Raw genomic sequence first — 19,933 nt, forward strand, 5'->3', positions numbered from 1 at the left:
AGACATGAAACTCTCCCGTCGTCGTTTCCTGGGTGGTGTCGCCGCCTCGCTGGGCTCCATGGTGGTGCCGCCGCTGTTGCGCAATGGCCGCGTGCTGCGCGCCGCCACGCTTGGCGATGAGGACGCCGGCCCGGGCCGCTGGCGGTTCTCCGGCGCGCACTGGGGCGCATTCCGCGCCCGGGTCGTGGCCGGCCGCGTCGTGGAAATCAAGCCTTTCGAGTTCGACAAGCATCCGACGCCGATCCTCGATGGCACGCTGGACGTGCTGTACAGCGCCTCGCGGGTGCGCTATCCGATGGTGCGGCTCGACTGGTATCGCAAGCGCGGCGCCGCGGGCCAGGCGCTGCGCGGCGACAACCGCTTCATCCGGGTCGGTTGGGATGAGGCGCTGGACCTGGTCTACGACGAGCTCGAGCGGGTGCAGCGCGACCATGGCCCCTGGGCGCTGCATGTGGGCAACGTCGGCTGGCGCTCGGTGGGGCTGATGCACAGCTGCGGCAACCACATGCTGCGCGCCATGGGCATGCACGGCTATAGCGTCGGCACCGCGGGCGACTACTCGACCGGGGCCGGCCAGACCATCCTGCCCTACGTGCTGGGTTCGACCGAGGTGTATTCGCAGGGCACGTCCTGGGACATCATCCTCAAGGAAACGCGGGTGCTGGTGTTCTGGGCCAGCGATCCGATCAAGAACCTGCAGGTCGGCTGGAACACCGAAACGCACGAGGCCTATGCCTATTTCGAGCAGCTCAGGCAGAAGGTCGCGAAGCGTGAAATCACGGTGATCTGCGTCGATCCGGTGAAAAGCAAGACGCGCAACTACCTGGACTGCGAGCACCAGTACGTCAATCCGCTGACCGACGTGGCCTTCATGCTGGGCATTGCCCACACCTTGTGGAAAGAGAACCTGTACGACGCCAAGTTCCTCGAGACCTATGCGGTCGGCTTCGACGAGTTCATCGCCTACGTCGAGGGCAAGACCGAGGACAAGATCGAACGCACCCCGGAATGGGCCGCGTCGATCTGCGGCGTGCCGGCGCAGCGCATCCGCGAGCTGGCGCGCCTGATGGCGGCCAATCGCACGCAACTGATGTTCGGTTGGGCGATCCAGCGCCAGCAGCATGGCGAGCAGCCTTACTGGATGGGCGCGATCCTGGCCGCGATGCTGGGCCAGATCGGGCTGCCCGGCGGCGGCATCAGTTATTCGCACCACTACAGTTCGGTGGGCGTGTCGGCCTCGGGCGCGTCGATGCCGGGCGCGTTTCCGCTGAACCTGGATACCGGCCGCAAACCCCGGCACGAGAACGACGACTACCAGGGGTACAGCGCCGTCGTGCCGGTGTCGCGGGTGATCGACGCCTTGCTGGAACCGGGCAAGGAAATCAACTTCAATGGCCACAAGGTCAAGCTGCCGCCGTACAAGGTGGCGATCTTCTCGGGCTGCAACCAGTGGCACCGGCAACAGGACCGCAATCGCATGAAGCGCGCGTACCAGAAGCTGGAAACGGTGGTGGCCATCGACTACAACTGGACCGCCACCTGCCGCTTTGCCGATATCGTGCTGCCGGCCTGCACCCCCTACGAGCGCAATGACATCGACGCCTACGGTTCCTATTCGAACCGCGGCGTGATCGCCATGCACAAACTGGTCGATCCGCTGTACCACTCGCGCTCGGACTTCGATATCTGGACGGACTTCTGCAAGCGCATGGGACGCGACGTGGAATACACGCGCAACATGAACGAGATGCAGTGGGTCGAGTCGCTGTACGAGGATTGCCGCAAGGAAAATGCCGGCAAGGGCTTCGACATGCCGCCGTTCGCGCAATTCTGGGAGCAGGGCTACGTGCTGTTCCCGGAGGGCAAACCGTGGGTGCGCCACGCCGATTTCCGCGAAGACCCCGAGGTCAACGCGCTGGGCACGCCGTCCGGGTTCATCGAGATCTACAGCCGCAAGATTGCCGGCTTTGGCTACCGCGATTGCAAAGGGCATCCGGTCTGGATGGAAAAGGCCGAACGCTCCCACAACGGTCCGCGATCGGACAAATTCCCGCTCTGGCTGCAGTCGGCGCATCCGGATACCCGCCTGCATTCACAAACCTGCGAATCGCCCTCGCGGCGCGCCACCTACACCATCCAGGGGCGCGAACCGGTCTACCTCAATCCCGACGATGCCCGTCAGCGCGGCATCAAGCATGGCGACCTGGTGCGGGTGTTCAACGACCGTGGGCAATTGCTGGCCGGCGCGTCGCTTTCGGCCAACTTCCCCCCCGGGGTGGTGCGCATCCAGGAGGGCGCCTGGTATGGGCCGACCGGGCCGGAGATCGGCGCGCTGGACACCTATGGCGATCCCAACACGCTGACGCTGGACGTCGGCACCTCCGAGCTGGCGCAGGGGCCAAGCCCCAACACCTGCCTGGTGGAAATCGAACCGTACAAGGGCGTGGCGCCACCGGTGACCGCGTTCGGCGGCCCGACCGAGGTGGATATCGATGGCAAGGCGCTGGCCCGGCATTGAGGTCTCGGCCGGCGCGGGACGCCGGCCGGTGTGGATCCTGTGATTTCATGGAGCATGCGTTGAACCTTGCATTATCCGACCCGGACTGGGGCGCGGCCTGCCAGCTGCGTTCGCAGCTGTATGGGTGGTTTTCCACGGTTTTTGCCAGGGAAATGGAACCCGCCGCCATGGCCTTGTGCCAGGGCGGCGGGGCCGATCATTTGCTGGCGGTGTTCAAGGCGCTTGGGCTTGGCCGGCAGGCCGATGCCGTGGCCGCCGTGTTCAAGGCATGGGCGGGGCACCCCGACGCGCCGTTGGAAAACGCGGCCGACTTCGCCGCGCTGTTCCTGCTGGAGGGGCGGGCGGCGCCCATTCCCTACGCCTCGCATTACCTGGAGGAAGGTGGGCAGCTGTACGGCGAGCCGGCGCGGCTGATGCGCGCGTTCCTGGAGTCCAGCCAGTTGCGGCTGGATGCGCAGTTCAAGGAGCCCGAAGACCACATTGCCGTCATCCTGGCGGCGCTGGCGCGCTGGAGCCGGGAGGGCGGGCGGGCGAATGACGTCGCCGCCTGCGCGGGGGAGCAGGCGGCCTATCTGGACGCCGCGCTGATGCCCTGGGTCGCGCACTGGCAGGCCCTGGTGGACGGCGTGGACACCCTGGCCTTCCGCTTCTATCCGGCGGTCGCGGGGCTGTTGGTCGCGTTTCTTCACCTGGATCGGGACTATCTGCGGTCTTTCGAGGCAGGTGGGTAAGAAAGGTCTTAAATAAACCCGTCCCCTATTGATCGGCATCAACTCTCTATATAACCAAAAGCGATAAGTTAATGGCACAACGACATAATTCGCGGAGAAGTCTGTGCCTCACCCCCCACCCGAAGTCCCCCTCCCGGGCAAACGCGGTTTCCTGAAGAACCTGCTCGGCCTGAGCGCCGCGGCCACCATCATCCCCATCCGTGCCGAAGCCGGCACCGGCATCAACCAGCAACCTCCCCGTCGTCCCGGCATTCCCGGCAAGCGCTACGGCATGTTGGTCGACCTGCGCAAATGCATCGGCTGCCAGTCCTGTACGGTCAGCTGTTCGCTGGAAAACCTGCCGCCCGTCGGCCAGTTCCGCACCACCGTCCTGCAATACGAAGTCCAGCCCGACAACGGCAGCCCCTGCGCCATGGTGATGCTGCCGCGCCTGTGCAACCACTGCGACAACCCGCCCTGCGTGCCCGTCTGCCCGGTGCAGGCCACCTTCCAGCGCGAGGACGGCATCGTGCTGGTCGACAACGAGCGCTGCGTCGGCTGCGGCTATTGCGTGCAGGCCTGTCCGTACGACGCCCGTTTCATCAATCACGACACCCAGACCGCCGACAAGTGCACCTTCTGCGAGCACCGGCTCGAAGCCGGCCTGCTGCCGGCCTGTGTCGAAAGCTGCGTGGGCGGCGCGCGCATCATCGGCGACCTGAACGACCCCGACAGCGCGATCTCGCGGCTGATGGCCGAGCATCGCGCCGACATCAAGGTGCTCAAGCCCGAGATGAAGACCGATCCCCACGTCTATTACATCGGCCTGCCCGATGCCTTCGTGCACCACATCGACGGCCAGGCCGGCGTGCGCCTGGCCGGCGGCCATTGAGAAGGGGAGCCTCATGCAGATCACCGAATTGTTGACCCCGGTCTACGACGCCGCCTGGCTGCCCTGGGCGGTGCAGTATTTCTTTCTTATCGGCATCGCCGCCACCGCCGCGCTGACGGCCGCCGGCGCCGCCTTTGGCGAGGCGGGATCGCCGGCCCGCCGGTTGCTGCCGGCCGCCGTGACCGTGCTGCTGGTGTGCGCCATTGCCGCGCCGGTCTCGCTGCTGGCCGACCTGCACCAGCCGGGCCGCTTCTGGCACTTCTATACCCGGCTCACGCCGTGGTCGTGGATGTGGCTGGGGGCGCTGCTGCTGCCGCTCTTCACCGGGCTGGCCGTGCTGTTCTGCGCCGCCTGGTGGTGGGGGCGCATGGTCTGGGTGCGCCTGCTGGCGCTGGCGTTGGCGCTGTCGGCCGTGTCGATCCTGGTCTACACCGGGGCCGAGGTCATGGTGCTGCGCGCCCGTCCGCTGTGGCACACGCCGTTCCTGCCGCTGAACTTCGCGCTGACCGCCTGGCTGGGCGCGCTGGGGGCGATGTTCCTGGTGGGGCGCTGGCTGCCCGGCGGCATGGCGGCCTTGCCCGTCGAGCTGCTGCGCCGCCTCGGCGTGACGTCGGTGGTGATGATGGCCATCGGCGCGGGCGCCTGGATCCTGCTGGGACTGCTGGGCGTGGATGCCTCGTTCGACGCGGCGTTGCGGCTGTTCGGCGAGTTCCCCGTGTGGCGCGCCAGCCTGGCCGGCGCCGTGGCCACCGCGTTCTGCATGATCGCGCTGCTGCAGCGCGCGCCGCGCACCCTGGCGGCGCCGTTGCCGTCGGCCGCGCTGGCGCTGACCATGCTGGCGGCTGCGTGGATCTTCCGCTGGGTCGTGTTCATGAGCGTGCAGGGCGTGCCCAAGTACGGCGCCGGCCTGTACCTGTACGACATGCCCTGGGGCAGCGACGGTCTGCTCGGCATGATCGGCGTGCTGGGCCTGTGCGTCGCGCTGGTGGCCGCCGTGACCTATGCGCTGGAACTGTTCCCGGCCCGCACCCGCGGCCTGGCGGCCTGATGCCGCCGGCCCGACAAGAATTCGCATCGAGATGACCATGGACAAGCCTCACCAAGACGATATCCCCGCCCATGCCGACGGGCCCGATCAACCCGACAACGCCGCGCGCCGCAAGCTGATCGCGCGCGGCGGCGTGGTCGCCGGCGGCATGGCCGCCTTCGCGGCCGGCTACGGCGAGACCGTCGCCAAGGCCGTCAAGGGCCTGGCGCAGGGCACCGCCGGCGTGCCCACCGCGCATGCGGTGCGCGGCAATTCGCTGACGCCCGAATTCCGCATCGACCCGGTCACGGGCCTGCTGTCGACCCAGCCGGGCCAGACCGTCAGCCCCTCCAGCTGCCTGGGCTGCTGGACGCAGTGCGGCGTGCGGCTGCGCGTCGATACCAAGGCCAACCGCATCCTGCGGGTGGCCGGCAACCCGTATCACCCGCTGGCCACCACGCGCCCGGCCGCGATGGACGCGCCGGTGCGCGAGACCTATGCGCAACTGGGCGGCGACAACGGCCTGGAAGGCCGCGCCACGTCCTGTGCGCGCGGTTCGGCCATGCTGGAGCAGATGCACAGCCCGTACCGCGTGCTCCAGCCGCTCAAGCGCGTCGGCGGCCGCGGCGAAGGCAAGTGGCAGACGATTTCCTTCGAGCAGTTGGTGCAGGAGGTGTGCGAAGGCGGCGACCTGTTCGGCGAGGGCCACGTCGATGGCCTGCGCGCCATCTTCGACCGCGACACGCCGCTGGATCCGGCCAATCCGGAGTACGGCGCCAAGGTCAACCAGTTCCTGTTCACCGATGCCTCCAACGAAGGCCGCACGCCGCTCATCCAGCGCTTTGCCGGCCAGTCGTTCGGCACCGTCAATTTCAGCAACCATGGTTCCTATTGCGGGCAGAGCTTCCGCGTCGGCGCGGGCGCGGCGCTGGGCGACCTGAAGGGCATGCCGCACGGCAAGCCGGATTGGGACAACGCCCGCTTCGGCCTGTTCATCGGCGCGGCTCCGGCGCAGGCCGGCAACCCGTTCCAGCGCCAGGCGCGCCAGCTGGCCGAGGCCCGCACCCGGCCCGAGGAGGCCGGCTTCACCTATGTGGTGGTGTCGCCGATGCTGCCCGCGTCCTCCAGCCTGTCGGCCGGCTCGGGCAATGAATGGGTTCCGGTCAATCCGGCCAGCGACCTGGCGCTGGCGATGGGCCTGATCCGCTGGATCCTGGACCACGAGCGCTTCGACGCGCGCGCGCTGGCGCAGCCCGGCCCGGCGGCCATGAAGGCGGCGGGCGAGGCGGCATGGACCAACGCCACGCACCTGGTGATCGCCGAGCCCGGCCATCCGCGCCAGGGCAGTTTCCTGCGCGGCGCGGACCTGGGCTGGGCCAAGCCGGTCGATGCCGGTGAAAAGTGGGAGGACGTGTACGTGGTGCGCCTGGAGGACGGCAAGCTGGCGCCGCATACCGGCGCCATGCCGGCCACGCTGTTCGTGGACGAGGCGGTGGCGGCGCCGGGCCTGGCGGGCGCGCCGGCCGCGCTGCGCGTGTGCAGCGCGCTGTCGCTGCTGCGCCAGGAGGCGCATCGCAAGTCGCTGGACGAATACGCCGCCCTGTGCGGCGTGCCGGCGGCCAAGATCGCCGAACTGGCCGAGCGCTTCACCAGCCACGGCAAGCGCGCGGTGGCGGATGCGCATGGCGGCACCATGAGCGGGGCGGGCTTCTACACCGCCTACGCCATCGCCATGCTCAACACGCTGGTGGGCAACCTCAACGTCGAGGGCGGCCTGGTGCTGGACGCCGGCCCGTTCCCGCCCTATGGCGCCGGGCCGCGCTACAACATCGCGGGCTTCGCCAACCGCGCCACGCCCAAGGGCGTGGCCCTGTCGCGCAACCGCTTTCCGTATGAGAAGTCGAGCGAGTTCAAGCGCAAGCAGGCCGCCGGCCAGCCGGTCTATCCGGCCGCCGCGCCCTGGTATCCGGCCACGGGCGGCCTGAGCTCCGAGATGCTGGCGTCGGCGCTGGCGGGCTATCCGTATCGCGCCAAGGTCTGGTTCAACCACATGAGCAACCCGATCTACGGCATTGCCGGGTTCAGGAACGTGCTGCTGGACAAGCTGAAGGATCCGAAGATCCTGCCGCTGGCGGTGTCGATCAATCCGTTCATCAACGAGACCAACGCGCTGGCCGACTACATCGTTCCCGACACCGTCACCTACGAAAGCTGGGGCGTGTCGGCGCCGTGGGCCGACGTGGTGGCCAAGGCGTCGACGGTGCGCTGGCCGGCGGTCGAACCCCGCGTGGCGCGCACCGCCGACGGCGCGCCGGTGTGCCTGGAGTCGTTCCTGATCGCCTGCGCCAAGCGCATCGGCATGCCGGGCTTCGGCGCCCACGCCATCGCCGATGCGGACGGCAACCGCTATCCGCTGGACACGGCCGAGGACTTCTTCCTGCGCGGCATCGCCAACATCGCCTTCGGCGCCGGGCGGCCGGTGCCCGAGGCCAGCGACGACGATCTTGAGCTGACCGGCGTGGCGCGCTACCGCGATGCGCTGCAAGGCAAGCTCAAGCCCGAGGAGTGGCGCCGTGTGGCCATGGTGATGAGCCGCGGCGGACGTTTCGATCGCGTGCGCGACGCCTGGACCGATGCCGGCCAGACCCGCCAGGCCTGGGCCAAGCCCTTGCAGGTGTGGAGCGAGGAATTGGCCGGGTTCCGCCATGCCATGACGGGCGAGCGCTACAGCGGCTGCCCCACCTGGTATCCGGCGCGGCTGGCCGACGGACGCGACGTGCGCCAGCAGTATCCGCGGGCGGACTGGCCGTTCCTGTTGAGTTCGTTCAAGTCCAACCTGATGAGTTCGATGTCGATCGGCGTGGACCGGCTGCGCCAGGTGCATCCGCACAATCCGGTGTCGATCAATCGGCAGGACGGCGAGCGGCTGGGCCTGCGCAACGGCGACCGGGTGCGCATCGTCACGCCGGGCGGCGCGGTGACCGGGCTGGCGCTGCTGCGCGACGGCATCCAGCCGGGCGCGGTCGGCATCGAGCACGGCTATGGCCACACCGAACTGGGCGCGCGCGCCCACCTGGTCGATGGCAAGCCGATGCCGCACGATCCGGCGCTGGCGGCGGGCGTGAACCTGAACGACCTGGGCTTCGGCGACGCGACGCGCGGCGATCATGCCAACGTCTGGATCGACTGGGTCTCGGGCGCGGCGGTGCGGCAAGGGTTGCCGGCGCGCATCGAGCGGGCCTGAGGCCGCGCGGTGATGCCGGGACGACGCCGCCGCTGGCGGCGGCGAGCGGCCCCGGCGCGCTAGCGCAGCACGGTGTCGGCCACCAGTTCCAGCCCGCCGGCCGGCACGTCGGTTGCCACCGGCGTGCCGCCCAGGTCGCCGGGCTGCGGCATGGCCGTGCCCGAGCGGCTGACGCGGATCTCGACGCGCACGCGGCCGGCGCTGGACAGCAGCGCCTGCGGCGACATGGCATTGCTGTCGTCGAGCGTGAAGGCGCGCGGCAGATCGGCGGCGCGCAGCCGCAACACGGCCAGCGGCATGCGCGACCCCGAGGCGGGGCGCGCCAGGATGAAGACGGTGTCGGTCGCTTGCACCTGGGCCATCAAGGCGGGCGCGATGCGCGCCTGGCCGCTGACGCTGCCCGGGGCGGCGGCCAGGCTCGCGGGCGGCTTGATGGCGGACGTTTGAGGAGGCGAGGATTGCGCGGCTGCCGTTGCCGCCGCCTGAGTTTGGCCTGGCATCTGGCCGGGCATCCGGCCTGGCGTCGCAGGCGGCGCGCCGCCTGCCGATGCGACCGCGCGCGCCTGCGCGATATTGGATTCGATCTGGCGCGCGGCTTCGGAGTCCGGCGGCAGCAGCGCCTGCAGGCGTTGCCAGTATTCCAGCGCCTGGGCGGCGTCGCCACGGCGCAGGGCCATCATGCCGGCCAGCGCCAGGGCCTTGGGCTGGTCCGGATTGGCGGCCAGCGCCTGCGCCACCGCCGCGATCGAGGCGGCGTCCGGCGCGCCCTGGTTGGCCGATAGCAGCGCGTCCGCCAGGTCGGCCAGCACCTGCGGCTGCGCCGGGACCAGCCGCAGCACTTCGCGATAGGCGGCGGCCGCGTCGCCGTAGCGGCCCAGCGTTTCGTAGGAGCGCGCCAGCGTGTACCAGCCGTCGGCGTCGTCGGGCGTGGCGCGCAGGCGCTGGGCCAGCGCGTTGATGGCCAGCGCCATGGTGTCGCCGTCGTCGCCGGCATGGGGTTCGGCGGTGACGGCCGTGGCGGCGCTGGCGGCGGCGCGCGGGTTGCCCAGGTGGTTGTAGAGCAGGGCCGCCGCCAGCGGCAGCGCCAGGCTCAGCAGGCAGGCGGCGGCGATGCCGGCGCGTTGGCCGCCGACCGCCGCGCGGCCGGGGTGGCGTTGGGCCAGGTCCTGCAGCAGGTCGCGTTGCAGTTCCTCGTCGGCGCGCATGGCCGCATCCGCGCTCAGGGCGCCGTCGCGCTGGTCGCGCCGCAATTGTTCGCGCTGCGCCAGATAGAAGGCGCGCAGGCCGCTGTCGGCCGCGTCGTCGCGCGTCGGTGGCGGGCGCCGCAACAGCGGCGGCACCAGGCACAGCAGGGTGGCCAGCAGCAAGCCCAGCACGGCAAGCCAGAGCGGCGTCATGATCCGGTATCCAGGTAGCGGGCCGCGCGGGCGCGTTCATCGGCGGTCAGCGGCGCGCGGCTGCGGGGCCGTCGCGCCACGGTGCGCCACAGCACCGCGAAGCCCAGCGCCAGCAGCGCGAACGGGCCCAGCCACAGCAGCCAGGTGATCGGCTTGAAGGGCGGCTCGTAGCGCACGAAATCGCCGTAGCGGTCTTCGAAGAAACGCATGATCTGGGCGTCGCTGCGGCCCTCGGCCAGCTGGCTGCGGATCAGGTTGCGCATGTCGTGCGCCAGCGGCGCGTTGGATTCGGCCAGCGACTGGTTCTGGCACACCAGGCAGCGCAGGCCGTGCGCCAGTCGTTCGGCGCGTTGCTCCAGCGCGGGTGGCAGCGGGGGAGATGGCGACTGGGCCTGGACCGGCGCGGCCAGCCACGCCGCCAGCCACAGCGCCAGCAAGGGCGCGGCCAACCAGCGCAACGGGTGGCGGCCAGGGCGTCCCGCGGCCCGGCCGCCGGTCTTGCCGGGAGATCGAGGCGGGCGCCAGGCGCCAGCGCGAGGGGTTGGCCGCTGCCTCATTGCAGCGCCTCGATCATCGGTTGCAACCGCGTGCGCCAGATCTCCGGCGTGATCAGGCCCAGTTGCCGGTAGCGGATACGGCCGGCGCCATCGATGACGAAGGTCTCGGGCACGCCGTACACACCGTATTCGATGCCGACGCGGCCGTCGACGTCGCTGGCGGAGGCCTGGTACGGATTGCCATGGCGTGCCAGCCAGGCACGCGCGTCTTCCGGCTTGTCCTTGTAGTTCAGGCCGTACAGCGGCACGCCGTGGCGCTGCGCAACTTCCCGCAGCACCGGCAATTCCTCGCGGCACGGCGCGCACCACGAGGCCCACACGTTCAGCAGCCAGACCTTGCCGCGCATCGATTGCACCTCCAGCCGCTCGCCCGGCGCCTGCAGCAGCGGCAGGCCGATGGCGGGAGCGGGCTTGTCGATCATGGCCGAGGGCACGGCGCGCGGATCGCGCGACAGGCCCATGGCCAGGAACACGGCCATGGCCAGGAAGACGGCGAGCGGCACCAGGTAGCGCAGCATGTCAGTAGCCCTCGCGCGAGGCGGCCGGCATGGCGCCGGCGCGGGGATGGGGCGCGCGCACCGTTTCCTGGCGGTAGCGCCTGTCGCCCGCCGCCAGCAGGCCGCCGAGCGCCATCAGCAGGCAGCCCGACCAGATCCACGCCATGAACGGCTTGACCTGGATGCGCACCGTCCAGGCCGTGGCGCCGGCCGGTTCGCCCAGCGCCACGAACAGGTCGCGGGAGAAGCCGCTGTCGATCGCGGCCTGGCTCAGCGGCATGTCCTGCACCGTGTAGTGGCGCTTTTCCGGGTACAGCGTGGTCACGGGCTGGCCGTCGGCGCGGGTGACGCGGAACTCGGCGCGCTGCGCGCTGTAGTTGGGGCCGCTGGCGGGCGCCAGCGCGGTGAAGGTGAAGCGGTAGCCGCCAGCCTCCTGCTCGGCGCCCAGCTCCAGCCGCAGTTCCTGCTTGACCTCGTAGCCGTTGGCCAGGGTGGCGCCGGCGATGAAGACGCCGATGCCGGCGTGGGCCAGCAGCATGCCGTACCAGGCGCGCGGCTGGCGCGCCAGCCGCCGCGGCCAGTGGCCGTCGCCGTCGGTCAGGCGCTGCCAGGCGTGCGCCGCCGCGCTGGCGACCGACCAGGCCGCCAGCCACAGGCCCAGGACCACCAGCGGCGAGCCCAGCCGCGCCGGGCCGGGCATGGCCAGCGGCAGCAGCACCGCCGTGGCCACGCTGACCGCGAATGCGATGCCCAGGCGCCGGCCCAGCTCGGGCACCTTGGCCTGCTTCCAGCGCGCCACCGGGCCGACGCCCATCAGGAAGATGGCCGGCGTCATCAGCGGCACGAACACGGCCTCGAAGTAGGGCGGGCCGATCGAGATCTTGCCCCAGTCCAGCACGTCCAGCACCACTGGATACAGCGTGCCCAGCAGCACCGAGGCGGCCGCCACGGTCAGCACCACGTTGTTGGCCAGCAGCAGCGATTCGCGCGACAGCAGGGCGAAACCGCCGCCCAGGCCGACCTTGGGCGCGCGCCAGGCGTACAGCGCGAGCGAGCCGCCGACCACCAGGGTCATGAAACCCAGGATGTACAGGCCGCGGCCCGGATCGACCGCGAAGGCGTGCACCGAGGTCAGCACGCCGGAGCGCACCAGGAAGGTACCCAGCAGGCTGAGCGAGAACGCGCAGATGGCCAGCAGCACCGTCCAGCTGCGGAAGGCGCCGCGCCGCTCGGTGACGATGAGCGAATGGATCAGCGCGGTGCCCGCCAGCCACGGCATGAAGGAGGCGTTCTCGACCGGGTCCCAGAACCACCAGCCGCCCCAGCCCAGCACGTAGTAGGCCCAGGCGCTGCCGAGCAGGATGCCGATGGTCAGGAAGGTCCAGGCCGCCAGCGTCCACGGCCGCACCCAGCGCGCCCACAGGGCGTCCAGCTCGCCCGACAGCAGCGCCGCGATGGCGAAGGCGAACGCCACCGAGAAGCCGACATAGCCCATGTACAGCATGGGCGGGTGCACGATCATGCCCGGGTCCTGCAGCAGCGGGTTGAGATCACGGCCGGCCATGGCCGGCGGCATCAGGCGTTCGAAGGGATTGGACAGGAACAGCAGGAACAGCAGGAAGCCGGCGCTGATCCAGCCCATCACCGCCAGCACCCGGGCGACGAAGGCCGGCGGCAGGCGCGCGCTGCGCAGCGCCACCGCCAGGGTCCAGGCGCTGAGCAGGTACAGCCACAGCAGCAGCGAGCCTTCGTGGCCGCCCCAGACAGCAGCGAAGCGGTAGGCGGCGGGCAGGTCGGCGTGCGAGTTGGCCGCCACGTACAGCACCGAATAGTCGTTTTGCAGGAACGACCAGGCCAGGCAGCCCATGGCCACGGTGGCCAGGCCGAACTGCGCCACGGCCGCCGGCCGCGCCACCGCCATGCCCGGCCGCCAGGCCGTGGCGGCGCCGACCAGCGGCAGCGTGCCTTGCACCAGCGCCGCCAGCAGCGCCAGGATCAGGCTGAAAAGGCCGATCTCCGGGATCATCGCGCGTCCGCCCGCGCCGTGTTGCTGGTGGCGCCAGCGGCGGCCCGCTTGAGCGCGTCGGCGGCCTCGGGCGGCATGTAGTTCTCGTCGTGCTTGGCCAGCACCTCCGAGGCATGGAACACACCGTCGGCGTCGAGCTTGCCTGCGGCCACCACGCCCTTGCCCTCGCGGAACAGGTCGGGCAGCAGGCCCTGGTAGGTGACGGGAACCGCGTGCGCGGTGTCGGTGACGATGAAGCGCAGCCGCAGGCCATCGCGTTGAACCGAGCCTTCCTGCACCAGGCCGCCGACGCGGAAACTGCCGCTGGCGGGCGCCTCGCGCGCCGCCACCTGGGTTGGCGTGAAGAAGAACACCAGGTTCGATTGCAGCGCATTGAGCACCAGCGCGACGGCCGCGGCCAGCAGGCCCAGGCCGCCCAGCAGCGCCAGCACGCGGCGCCGGCGCGGGCTCATCGGCCGTCCCCGGCGCGCAGGCGGGCGGCGCGGCGGCGCGCCCGCGCCCGGCGCCACAGCGTGCCGGCTTCCCAGGCGATCAGGGCGAGTGTGACGCCGTAGGCGCCCAGCAGGTAGGGGCCATGGCCCTGCAACGAGAACAGCGCGTCCCAGCTCATCGGCGCTCCCGGGGCGGTTCGGCCGAGGCCGGCTCGCGTTCGGCGATGATGCCGCGCACCCGCGCCAGCGACGCGGCCGCGCTGTACAGCCAGAACGCCGCCACCATCAGCAGCATGGCCGCCAGCATGACGCGGGCCATGCTGGGGGCGGTGGTCAGGTTGATCGAGGCGCCCTGGTGCAGCGTGCTCCACCAGCGCACCGAGAAATAGATGATGGGCACGTTGACCACGCCGGCCAGCAGCAGGATGGCGCCGCCGCGGTCGCCGCGGCGCGGATCGTCGCTGGCCGCCTGCAGCGCCATGAAGCCCAGGTACAGGAACAGCAGGATCAGTTCCGAGGTCAGGCGCGCGTCCCACACCCACCAGGCGCCCCAGGTCGGCTTGCCCCACAGCGCGCCGGTCCACAGCGTCAGGAACGTGAACAGGGCGCCGGTGGGCGCCAGCGCCCGCATCATCATGAACGACAGTCGCGTCTGCAGGATCAGGCCGAGCGCGGCGTACAGCGCCATCACCAGGTACAGGAACATCGACATCCAGGCCGCCGCCACGTGGATGAAGAGGATGCGGTAGACCTCGCCCTGCTGGCTGTCGACCGGGGCCTTGACCAGGCCCACGTAGAGGCCGGCGGCGGCGAACAGCGCCGCGGCCAGCCCCAGCCACGGGATCAGCTTGCCGGCCAGAGGATAGAAGCGCTGCGGCGCGGCGTAGCGCAGCCAGCCGGGACGCGCGGGCGGGGTCGGCAGCAGGGTGAGATGCGGGGGCGAATGCATGATGGCCGGTCCTCAGTCCAACGCCACGCGCAGCGCGGCCGAGGCGCTCCACGGGCACAGCAGCAGCGCCAGGCACAGGCCGGCGCCCAGCAACGACAATTGCGGGCCGGCGCCCAGGCCGGCGTGGACGGCCGCCACCGCGCCGCTGCCGAAGATCAGCACCGGCACGTACAGCGGCAGCACCAGCAGCGGCAGCAGCGCGCCGCCGCGCAGGCCCAGCGTCAGCGCCGCGCCCAGCCCGCCGACCAGCGCCAGCGTCGGCGTGCCCAGCAGCAGCGACAACGCCAGCACGCCGATGGCGCCCGGCGTCAGGCCGAATTGCAGCGCCAGCACCGGGCTGGCCAGGATCAGCGGCAGGCAGCTGCTGAACCAGTGCGCGGCCAGCTTGGTGGCCACCAGCACGGGCAGGGGATGGGGCGACACCAGCAGCTGTTCCAGCGCGCCGTTGTCGTAGTCCTGGGCGAAGGGGCGTTGCAGCGTCAGCAGGATGCCGAGCAGGGCGCAGACCCACAGCACGCCCGGGCCAATGGCCGCCAGCAGCGCCGGGTCGGGGCCGATGGCCAGCGGGAACAGCGAACCCGCCACCACGAAGAACAGCGTCGCGCCCAGCGTTTCCGCCGGCCGCCTCCAGGCCAGCCGCAGTTCACGGCGCGCCAACTGCCACAGCGTTGCCAGCATCGGCGTAGTCGTCCATGTCCAGGGTTTGCGTGTCGGCCAAGGCCAGGTCCGGGGGGCGGTGCGAGGCCACCACGGCCAGGCCGCCGCCGGCCAGGTGCGCGGCCAGCGCCTGGTCCAGCAGCGCGAGGCTGGCGGCGTCCAGCCCCGCGTCGGGCTCGTCCAGCAGCCACAGGGGCTTGCGCGCCAGCACCGTGGCGGCCAGCGCCAGCCGTCGGCCCTGGCCTTGCGACAGGCGCGCCGCCGGCTGGTCGGCGCAGGCCTGCAGGCGCCAGGCGCGCAGCGCCGGGCCGGCGTCGACCGCGGGCGCGCCGGCGATCGCCAGCGCATAGCGCAGGTTGTCGGCCGCGCTCAGTTCGCCGCACAGCCCGTTGCCGTGCGACAGGAACGCCATCTGCGCATAGTAGGCGGCCGGATCGCGGCGGATGTCGCGGCCGCGCCATTGCACGCCGCCCGCCAGCGGCCGCAGCAGGCCGGCCAGCATGCGCAACAGGCTGGTCTTGCCGCTGCCGTTGGCGCCGCGCACCCGCAGCAGCTGGCCGGGAGCCAGCGCCAGGTCGATAGGGGCCGCCGCGCCGCGCCGGCCGACCAGGCCGAACGCGCGCAGGCCGGCGTCCGCCGCGGCGTTGGCGCTGTCCGTCCCGGCGCCGGCCAGGGCGGCGAAGGGTGGATCAGCGGGCCGCATGCGGGCTTTCCGTTCCGTTCAGGCCGGGCACCGACGATAGTTCGCCGGGCGGAATGTTGGGCAGCTTGTGGGCGATGCCCTTGTGGCAGTCGATGCAGGTCTTGCTCTTGTCGGCCAGGTAGGTCGAGTGCATGTTCTGCGCCCGCACGCTCTGGCGCGTGAAGTCCATGTAGTCGTAGTTGTGGCAGTTGCGGCATTCCAGCGAATCGTTGGCCTTGAAGCGGGCCCATTCGTGCCTGGCCAGCTCCAGCCGCTTGTCGACGAATTTCTCGCGCGTGTCGATGGTGCCGAAGATCTTGCCCCAGACCTCCTTGGACGCTTGCATCTTGCGGGCGATCTTGTCGGTCCAGTTGTGCGGCACGTGGCAGTCGGAACACAGGGCGCGCACGCCCGAGCGGTTGGTGAAGTGGATGGTGCCCTTGAGTTCGGCGTAGACGTTGTCGCGCATCTCGTGGCAGCCGGTGCAGAACTTCTCGGTGTTGGTGAATTCCATGGCGGTGTTGAAGGCGCCCCAGAACAGGATGCCGCCGATGAAGCCGCCCACCGTCAGGAAACCCAGGCTGAAGTGCACGCTGGGCCGGCGGATGATGTTCCAGTAGCGCTTGATGAGTTTGACCATGGCGGTTCCCCGTGCCTTACTTCTTGTCGGACGCCGGGGCGGTCAGGCGCTTGAGGATCACGTCGATGTCCTGGTAGGTGTTGGACACCAGCGGTTTGGCCTCGGCCTGCGGCACGTGGCACTGCACGCAGAAGTAGCGCCGCGGCGACACCTCGGCCAGCACGTTGCTGTCGCGATCCATGTAGTGGGTCACGCTCAGCGGCGGCGCCTGGGTCTCCTCGGTGTTGACGCGGGCGTGGCAGGCCAGGCAGCGGTTGAAGTTCTTGTCGATCTGGTAGCCGTCGATGCTGTGCGGGATGGTGGGCGGTTGCATCGAATAGGTGCGCATCCGCTTGATGTCCTTGTTCTCGATCGGGCTGATCAGCGGCGGGTCGGTCTCGTCGGCGATGGGCGTGGGGCCGCGCATCGGGTCCTGTACCTCGAACGGCGGCGCGGCCCAGGCCGCGATGCTACAGGCTGCGCACAATACGAAAGCGAGGGCGCGTCGATTCATGGCTGTCTCCGGTGCGTCAGACCTTGACGATCTTGACCGCGCACTTCTTGAAGTCGGTCTGGAACGAGATCGGGTCGGTGGCGTCCAGCGTGACCTTGTTGATCAGCTGGCCGGCATCGAACCACGGCACGAACACCAGGCCGCGCGGCGGCTTGTCGCGCCCGCGCGTTTCCAGCCGGGTGCGCATCTTGCCGCGCCGCGAGATGATCTCGACCTCGACCCCGCGCCGCAGGCCCATGGCCTGCGCGTCGTCCGGGTGCATGAAACAGACCGCGTTGGGAAAGGCCCGGTACAGCTCGGGCACCCGCCGCGTCATCGAGCCGGAGTGCCAGTGTTCCAGCACCCGTCCGGTCGACAGCCAGAACGGATATTCCTTGTCCGGCGATTCGGGGGGCGGCTCGTAGGGCAGGGCATAGATGATGGCGCGGCCGTCCGGGTTGCCGTAGAACTCGAAGCCGGCGCCCGGCTTGACGTACGGATCGCTGCCCTCGCGGTAGCGCCACAGCGTTTCCTTGCCCTTGACCACCGGCCAGCGCAACCCGCGCACCTCGTGGTAGGTGTCGAAGGGCGCCAGGTCGTGGCCGTGGCCGCGGCCGAATTCGGCATATTCCTCGAACAGCCCCTTCTGCGCATAGAAGCCGAAGGCATCGGCCTCCTGGTTGGCGTAGTCCTTGTCGCGCTCGGTGTTGGGATAGCGGTTGACCTTGCCGTTGGCGAACAGCACGTCGAACAGGGTCTTGTCGCGGTATTCGGGTTTCTTGGCCAGCAGGTCGGCCGGCCAGACTTCCTCGACCTTGAAGCGCTTGGAAAACTCCATCAGCTGCCACAGGTCGGAACGCGCCTGGCCCGGCGCGTTGACCAACTGGTGCCAGAACTGCGTGCGGCGCTCGGCGTTGCCGTAGGCGCCTTCCTTCTCCACCCACATGGCGGCCGGCAGGATCAGGTCGGCCGAGATGGTGGTGACGGTCGGGTAGGCGTCGGACACGACGATGAAGTTGTCCGGATTGCGGTAGCCCGGCAGCCCCTCGTTCATCAGGTTGGCGGCCGCCTGCATGTTGTTGTTGACCATCACCCAGTAGGCGTTGATCTTGCCGTCTTTCAGCATGCGGTTCTGCAGCACCGCGTGCGCCCCGACCTTCTCCGGGATGGTGCCGGCCGGCAGCTGCCAGATTTCCTCGGCGTGGGCGCGGTGCTTGGGGTTGGTCACCACCAGGTCGGCCGGCAGGCGATGCGAGAACGTGCCAACCTCGCGCGCCGTGCCACAGGCCGAGGGCTGGCCGGTCAGCGAGAACGGGCTGTTGCCCGGCGTCGAGATCTTGCCGGTCAGCAGGTGGATGTTGTAGACCATGTTGTTGGCCCACACCCCGCGCGTGTGCTGGTTAAAGCCCATGGTCCAGAACGACGTCACCCGCAGCTTGGGGTCGGCGTACATTTCGGCCAGGTCCTGCAGCGACTTCTTCGGCACGCCCGTCAGCTTGGCGGTGTAGTCCAGGTCGTAGCGCGACACGAACTTGGCGAACTCGTCGAACGTCATCGGCTTGGAGCCGCCCGCGTCGTTGGCGTTCTTGGCCGCCTTCTGCAGCGGATGGTCGGGCCGCAGCCCGTAGCCGATATCGGTATTGCCCTCGCGGAACACCGTGTGCTTGTCGACGAACTCGCGGTTCACGCGCTTGGTCTGGATGATGTGGTTGGCGATGTAGTTCAGGATCGCCAGGTCGGTCTGCGGCGTGAAGGTCAGCGTCAGGTCGGCCAGCTCGTAGGAGCGGTGCTCGAAGGTCGACAGCACCGCCACCTTGGTCTTGGGTGCCGACAGCCGCCGGTCGGTGACGCGGGTCCACAGGATCGGATGCATCTCCGCCATGTTCGAGCCCCACAGGACGAACACGTCGGCGTTCTCGATATCGTCATAACAGCCCATCGGCTCGTCGGCGCCGAAGGTCCGCATGAACCCCACCGCCGCCGACGCCATGCAGTGGCGCGCGTTCGGGTCCAGGTTGTTGGAGCGGAACCCCGCCTTCATCAGCTTGAGCGCGGCATAGCCTTCCCACACCGTCCACTGGCCCGAGCCGAACATGCCGACGGCCTCCGGCCCCTTGTCCTTGAGCACGCGCTTGAACTGCTCGGCCATCACGTCGAAGGCCTGGTCCCACGACACCGGCGCGAACTCGCCATCCTTGGCGTACTTGCCGTCCTTCATGCGCAGCAGCGGCTGCGTCAGCCGGTCGTTGCCGTACATGATCTTGGACAGGAAATAGCCCTTGACGCAGTTCAGCCCCTTGTTGACCTCGGCATTGAAGTCGCCATGCGTGGCCACCACCTGGTTGTCCTTGACCGCGACGTTCACGCCGCAGCCGGTCCCGCAGAACCTACAGGGCGCCTTGGACCACTTGAGCTTGGCCGCCTCCGACTCGGTCACGATGTTCTGCGTGTAGCCCACCACCGGAATCCCCGCCACCGTGGCGGCCGCGGCGGCGGCGGACTGCTTGATGAAATCCCTACGGGCCATTGCCATCGTCGATCTCCTCGTTCATCGCGGCCAGCGTGTCGGCGTGCTGGTACACCAGCGCCGACGCCAGCACGCCATCCAGTCGCTGGATCTGCGAGATCCGCGCCATCATGTCGTCAGTGGAGGGGGCTTCCAGCGTCACCACCAGCTTGCCCGTCTCGGACGCGCCATGGATCTCGGCGCCCGCGATCGCGAGCACCGCAAGGCGCACCTCGTCCAGCCGCCGCGGCGTGGCATGCACGACCAGGCTGGCGATATGCAATTCGGGGGAAGCCGGCGCGGCGGCCGGGGAAGGATGCACGGACATGGGGTCGGTTCCGTCGGTACGCATCAGCTGCCCGGCGGACCGGCAAACAACTGATAGAACCAAACCATGAAACCGTAGCCCGCGACGATGATCACCGTAAGAACGGGGGCCATGACCGCCGTCAGGAACAGAAAACTTCGCAGTTCCTGCGGCTTCGTGTAGCCATCAGACTCGTTTGACACACACCACCTCACCAGACAGTCGGGGTATTGCGTTTAACGTGCGGATGTCGAAGTTTTTAGCAGATGCGTTTCAGACGCGTCAATGTTGCACCACAGCGCAATAATTCGCGGTGGCATTATGTGCTGATATATATAACGAGAGGAACAGCGCACTCCCCACTCATCCCCACTCAATAAGCGACTGAACGCGAACCCAGCCCCCGGACCCGCGACCGCGA

Annotated in this window: 19 protein-coding genes; 5 read left to right on the top strand and 14 right to left on the bottom strand. The window is 69.5% G+C overall.

Features of this window, described 5'->3' with window-relative positions; translation table 11 throughout:
- The first annotated feature begins 4 nt into the window (after window positions 1-4).
- The 5 genes from torA to ACVN9Z_RS17815 all read left to right on the top strand — a co-directional run bounded on the left by torA (window position 5) and on the right by ACVN9Z_RS17815 (window position 8,391).
- Window positions 5-2,518 carry a trimethylamine-N-oxide reductase TorA gene (gene torA, locus ACVN9Z_RS17795; RefSeq protein WP_020927174.1) on the top strand — a complete coding sequence of 838 codons (2,514 nt, stop codon included), beginning with the start codon at window positions 5-7 and terminating at the stop codon, window positions 2,516-2,518.
- 59 nt (window positions 2,519-2,577) lie between these two features.
- Complete coding sequence (gene torD, locus ACVN9Z_RS17800; RefSeq protein ID WP_232067114.1) at window positions 2,578-3,249, top strand: molecular chaperone TorD; 672 nt, start codon at window positions 2,578-2,580, stop codon at window positions 3,247-3,249.
- A 103-nt stretch (window positions 3,250-3,352) separates the two neighbouring features.
- Window positions 3,353-4,120 (top strand): sulfate reduction electron transfer complex DsrMKJOP subunit DsrO, encoded by a 768-nt coding sequence (dsrO, locus tag ACVN9Z_RS17805; protein WP_006384797.1) that lies wholly within the window; start codon window positions 3,353-3,355, stop codon window positions 4,118-4,120.
- Window positions 4,121-4,133: 13 nt separating this feature from the next.
- Complete coding sequence (gene nrfD, locus ACVN9Z_RS17810) at window positions 4,134-5,168, top strand: NrfD/PsrC family molybdoenzyme membrane anchor subunit (RefSeq protein ID WP_020927176.1); 1,035 nt, start codon at window positions 4,134-4,136, stop codon at window positions 5,166-5,168.
- Window positions 5,169-5,205: 37 nt separating this feature from the next.
- On the top strand, window positions 5,206-8,391 hold the full coding sequence (locus tag ACVN9Z_RS17815; RefSeq protein ID WP_458212448.1) for a molybdopterin dinucleotide binding domain-containing protein: 3,186 nt from the start codon (window positions 5,206-5,208) through the stop codon (window positions 8,389-8,391).
- A 59-nt stretch (window positions 8,392-8,450) separates the two neighbouring features.
- Here ACVN9Z_RS17815 and ccmI read toward each other — a convergent pair whose 3' ends face one another.
- The 14 genes from ccmI to napE all read right to left on the bottom strand — a co-directional run bounded on the left by ccmI (window position 8,451) and on the right by napE (window position 19,715).
- Entirely contained in the window at window positions 8,451-9,788 is a 1,338-nt protein-coding gene (gene ccmI, locus ACVN9Z_RS17820; protein ID WP_238865655.1) for a c-type cytochrome biogenesis protein CcmI, read from the bottom strand.
- A complete protein-coding gene (locus ACVN9Z_RS17825) occupies window positions 9,785-10,246 on the bottom strand; it encodes a cytochrome c-type biogenesis protein (protein ID WP_038503259.1) in 462 nt (153 codons plus the stop codon). Before ACVN9Z_RS17825 ends, ccmI begins: the two co-directional genes overlap by 4 nt.
- Window positions 10,247-10,341: 95 nt before the next feature.
- Window positions 10,342-10,863, bottom strand: a complete 522-nt coding sequence (locus ACVN9Z_RS17830) for a DsbE family thiol:disulfide interchange protein (protein WP_024068522.1) — start codon at window positions 10,861-10,863, stop codon at window positions 10,342-10,344.
- Between the two features lies 1 nt (window position 10,864).
- Window positions 10,865-12,868: a heme lyase CcmF/NrfE family subunit gene (locus ACVN9Z_RS17835; protein ID WP_024068523.1), complete on the bottom strand. Its 2,004-nt coding sequence runs from the start codon at window positions 12,866-12,868 to the stop codon at window positions 10,865-10,867.
- A complete protein-coding gene (gene ccmE / locus ACVN9Z_RS17840) occupies window positions 12,865-13,320 on the bottom strand; it encodes a cytochrome c maturation protein CcmE (RefSeq protein ID WP_049055634.1) in 456 nt (151 codons plus the stop codon). Before ccmE ends, ACVN9Z_RS17835 begins: the two co-directional genes overlap by 4 nt.
- Window positions 13,317-13,478, bottom strand: a complete 162-nt coding sequence (gene ccmD / locus ACVN9Z_RS17845; protein ID WP_020927183.1) for a heme exporter protein CcmD — start codon at window positions 13,476-13,478, stop codon at window positions 13,317-13,319. Before ccmD ends, ccmE begins: the two co-directional genes overlap by 4 nt.
- Window positions 13,475-14,248 (bottom strand): heme ABC transporter permease CcmC, encoded by a 774-nt coding sequence (gene ccmC, locus ACVN9Z_RS17850; protein ID WP_006384724.1) that lies wholly within the window; start codon window positions 14,246-14,248, stop codon window positions 13,475-13,477. The genes ccmD and ccmC overlap by 4 nt, the downstream gene beginning before the upstream one ends.
- A gap of 12 nt (window positions 14,249-14,260) precedes the next feature.
- Window positions 14,261-14,926, bottom strand: a complete 666-nt coding sequence (ccmB, locus tag ACVN9Z_RS17855) for a heme exporter protein CcmB (protein WP_006394227.1) — start codon at window positions 14,924-14,926, stop codon at window positions 14,261-14,263.
- Complete coding sequence (gene ccmA, locus ACVN9Z_RS17860; protein ID WP_020927184.1) at window positions 14,892-15,608, bottom strand: heme ABC exporter ATP-binding protein CcmA; 717 nt, start codon at window positions 15,606-15,608, stop codon at window positions 14,892-14,894. Before ccmA ends, ccmB begins: the two co-directional genes overlap by 35 nt.
- Window positions 15,595-16,227, bottom strand: coding sequence for a cytochrome c3 family protein (locus ACVN9Z_RS17865; protein WP_006384989.1), 633 nt, complete (start codon window positions 16,225-16,227; stop codon window positions 15,595-15,597). The genes ccmA and ACVN9Z_RS17865 overlap by 14 nt, the downstream gene beginning before the upstream one ends.
- A 16-nt stretch (window positions 16,228-16,243) precedes the next feature.
- A complete protein-coding gene (locus tag ACVN9Z_RS17870; RefSeq protein ID WP_006384990.1) occupies window positions 16,244-16,720 on the bottom strand; it encodes a nitrate reductase cytochrome c-type subunit in 477 nt (158 codons plus the stop codon).
- A 16-nt stretch (window positions 16,721-16,736) separates the two neighbouring features.
- Window positions 16,737-19,232, bottom strand: a complete 2,496-nt coding sequence (gene napA, locus ACVN9Z_RS17875; protein ID WP_006384991.1) for a periplasmic nitrate reductase subunit alpha — start codon at window positions 19,230-19,232, stop codon at window positions 16,737-16,739.
- Window positions 19,216-19,533, bottom strand: coding sequence for a chaperone NapD (locus tag ACVN9Z_RS17880; protein WP_054508105.1), 318 nt, complete (start codon window positions 19,531-19,533; stop codon window positions 19,216-19,218). The genes napA and ACVN9Z_RS17880 overlap by 17 nt, the downstream gene beginning before the upstream one ends.
- A gap of 23 nt (window positions 19,534-19,556) precedes the next feature.
- Window positions 19,557-19,715: a periplasmic nitrate reductase, NapE protein gene (gene napE / locus ACVN9Z_RS17885; protein WP_006384993.1), complete on the bottom strand. Its 159-nt coding sequence runs from the start codon at window positions 19,713-19,715 to the stop codon at window positions 19,557-19,559.
- Window positions 19,716-19,933: the final 218 nt, after the last annotated feature.

It is taken from the genome of Achromobacter sp. KK8, assembly GCF_054188005.1.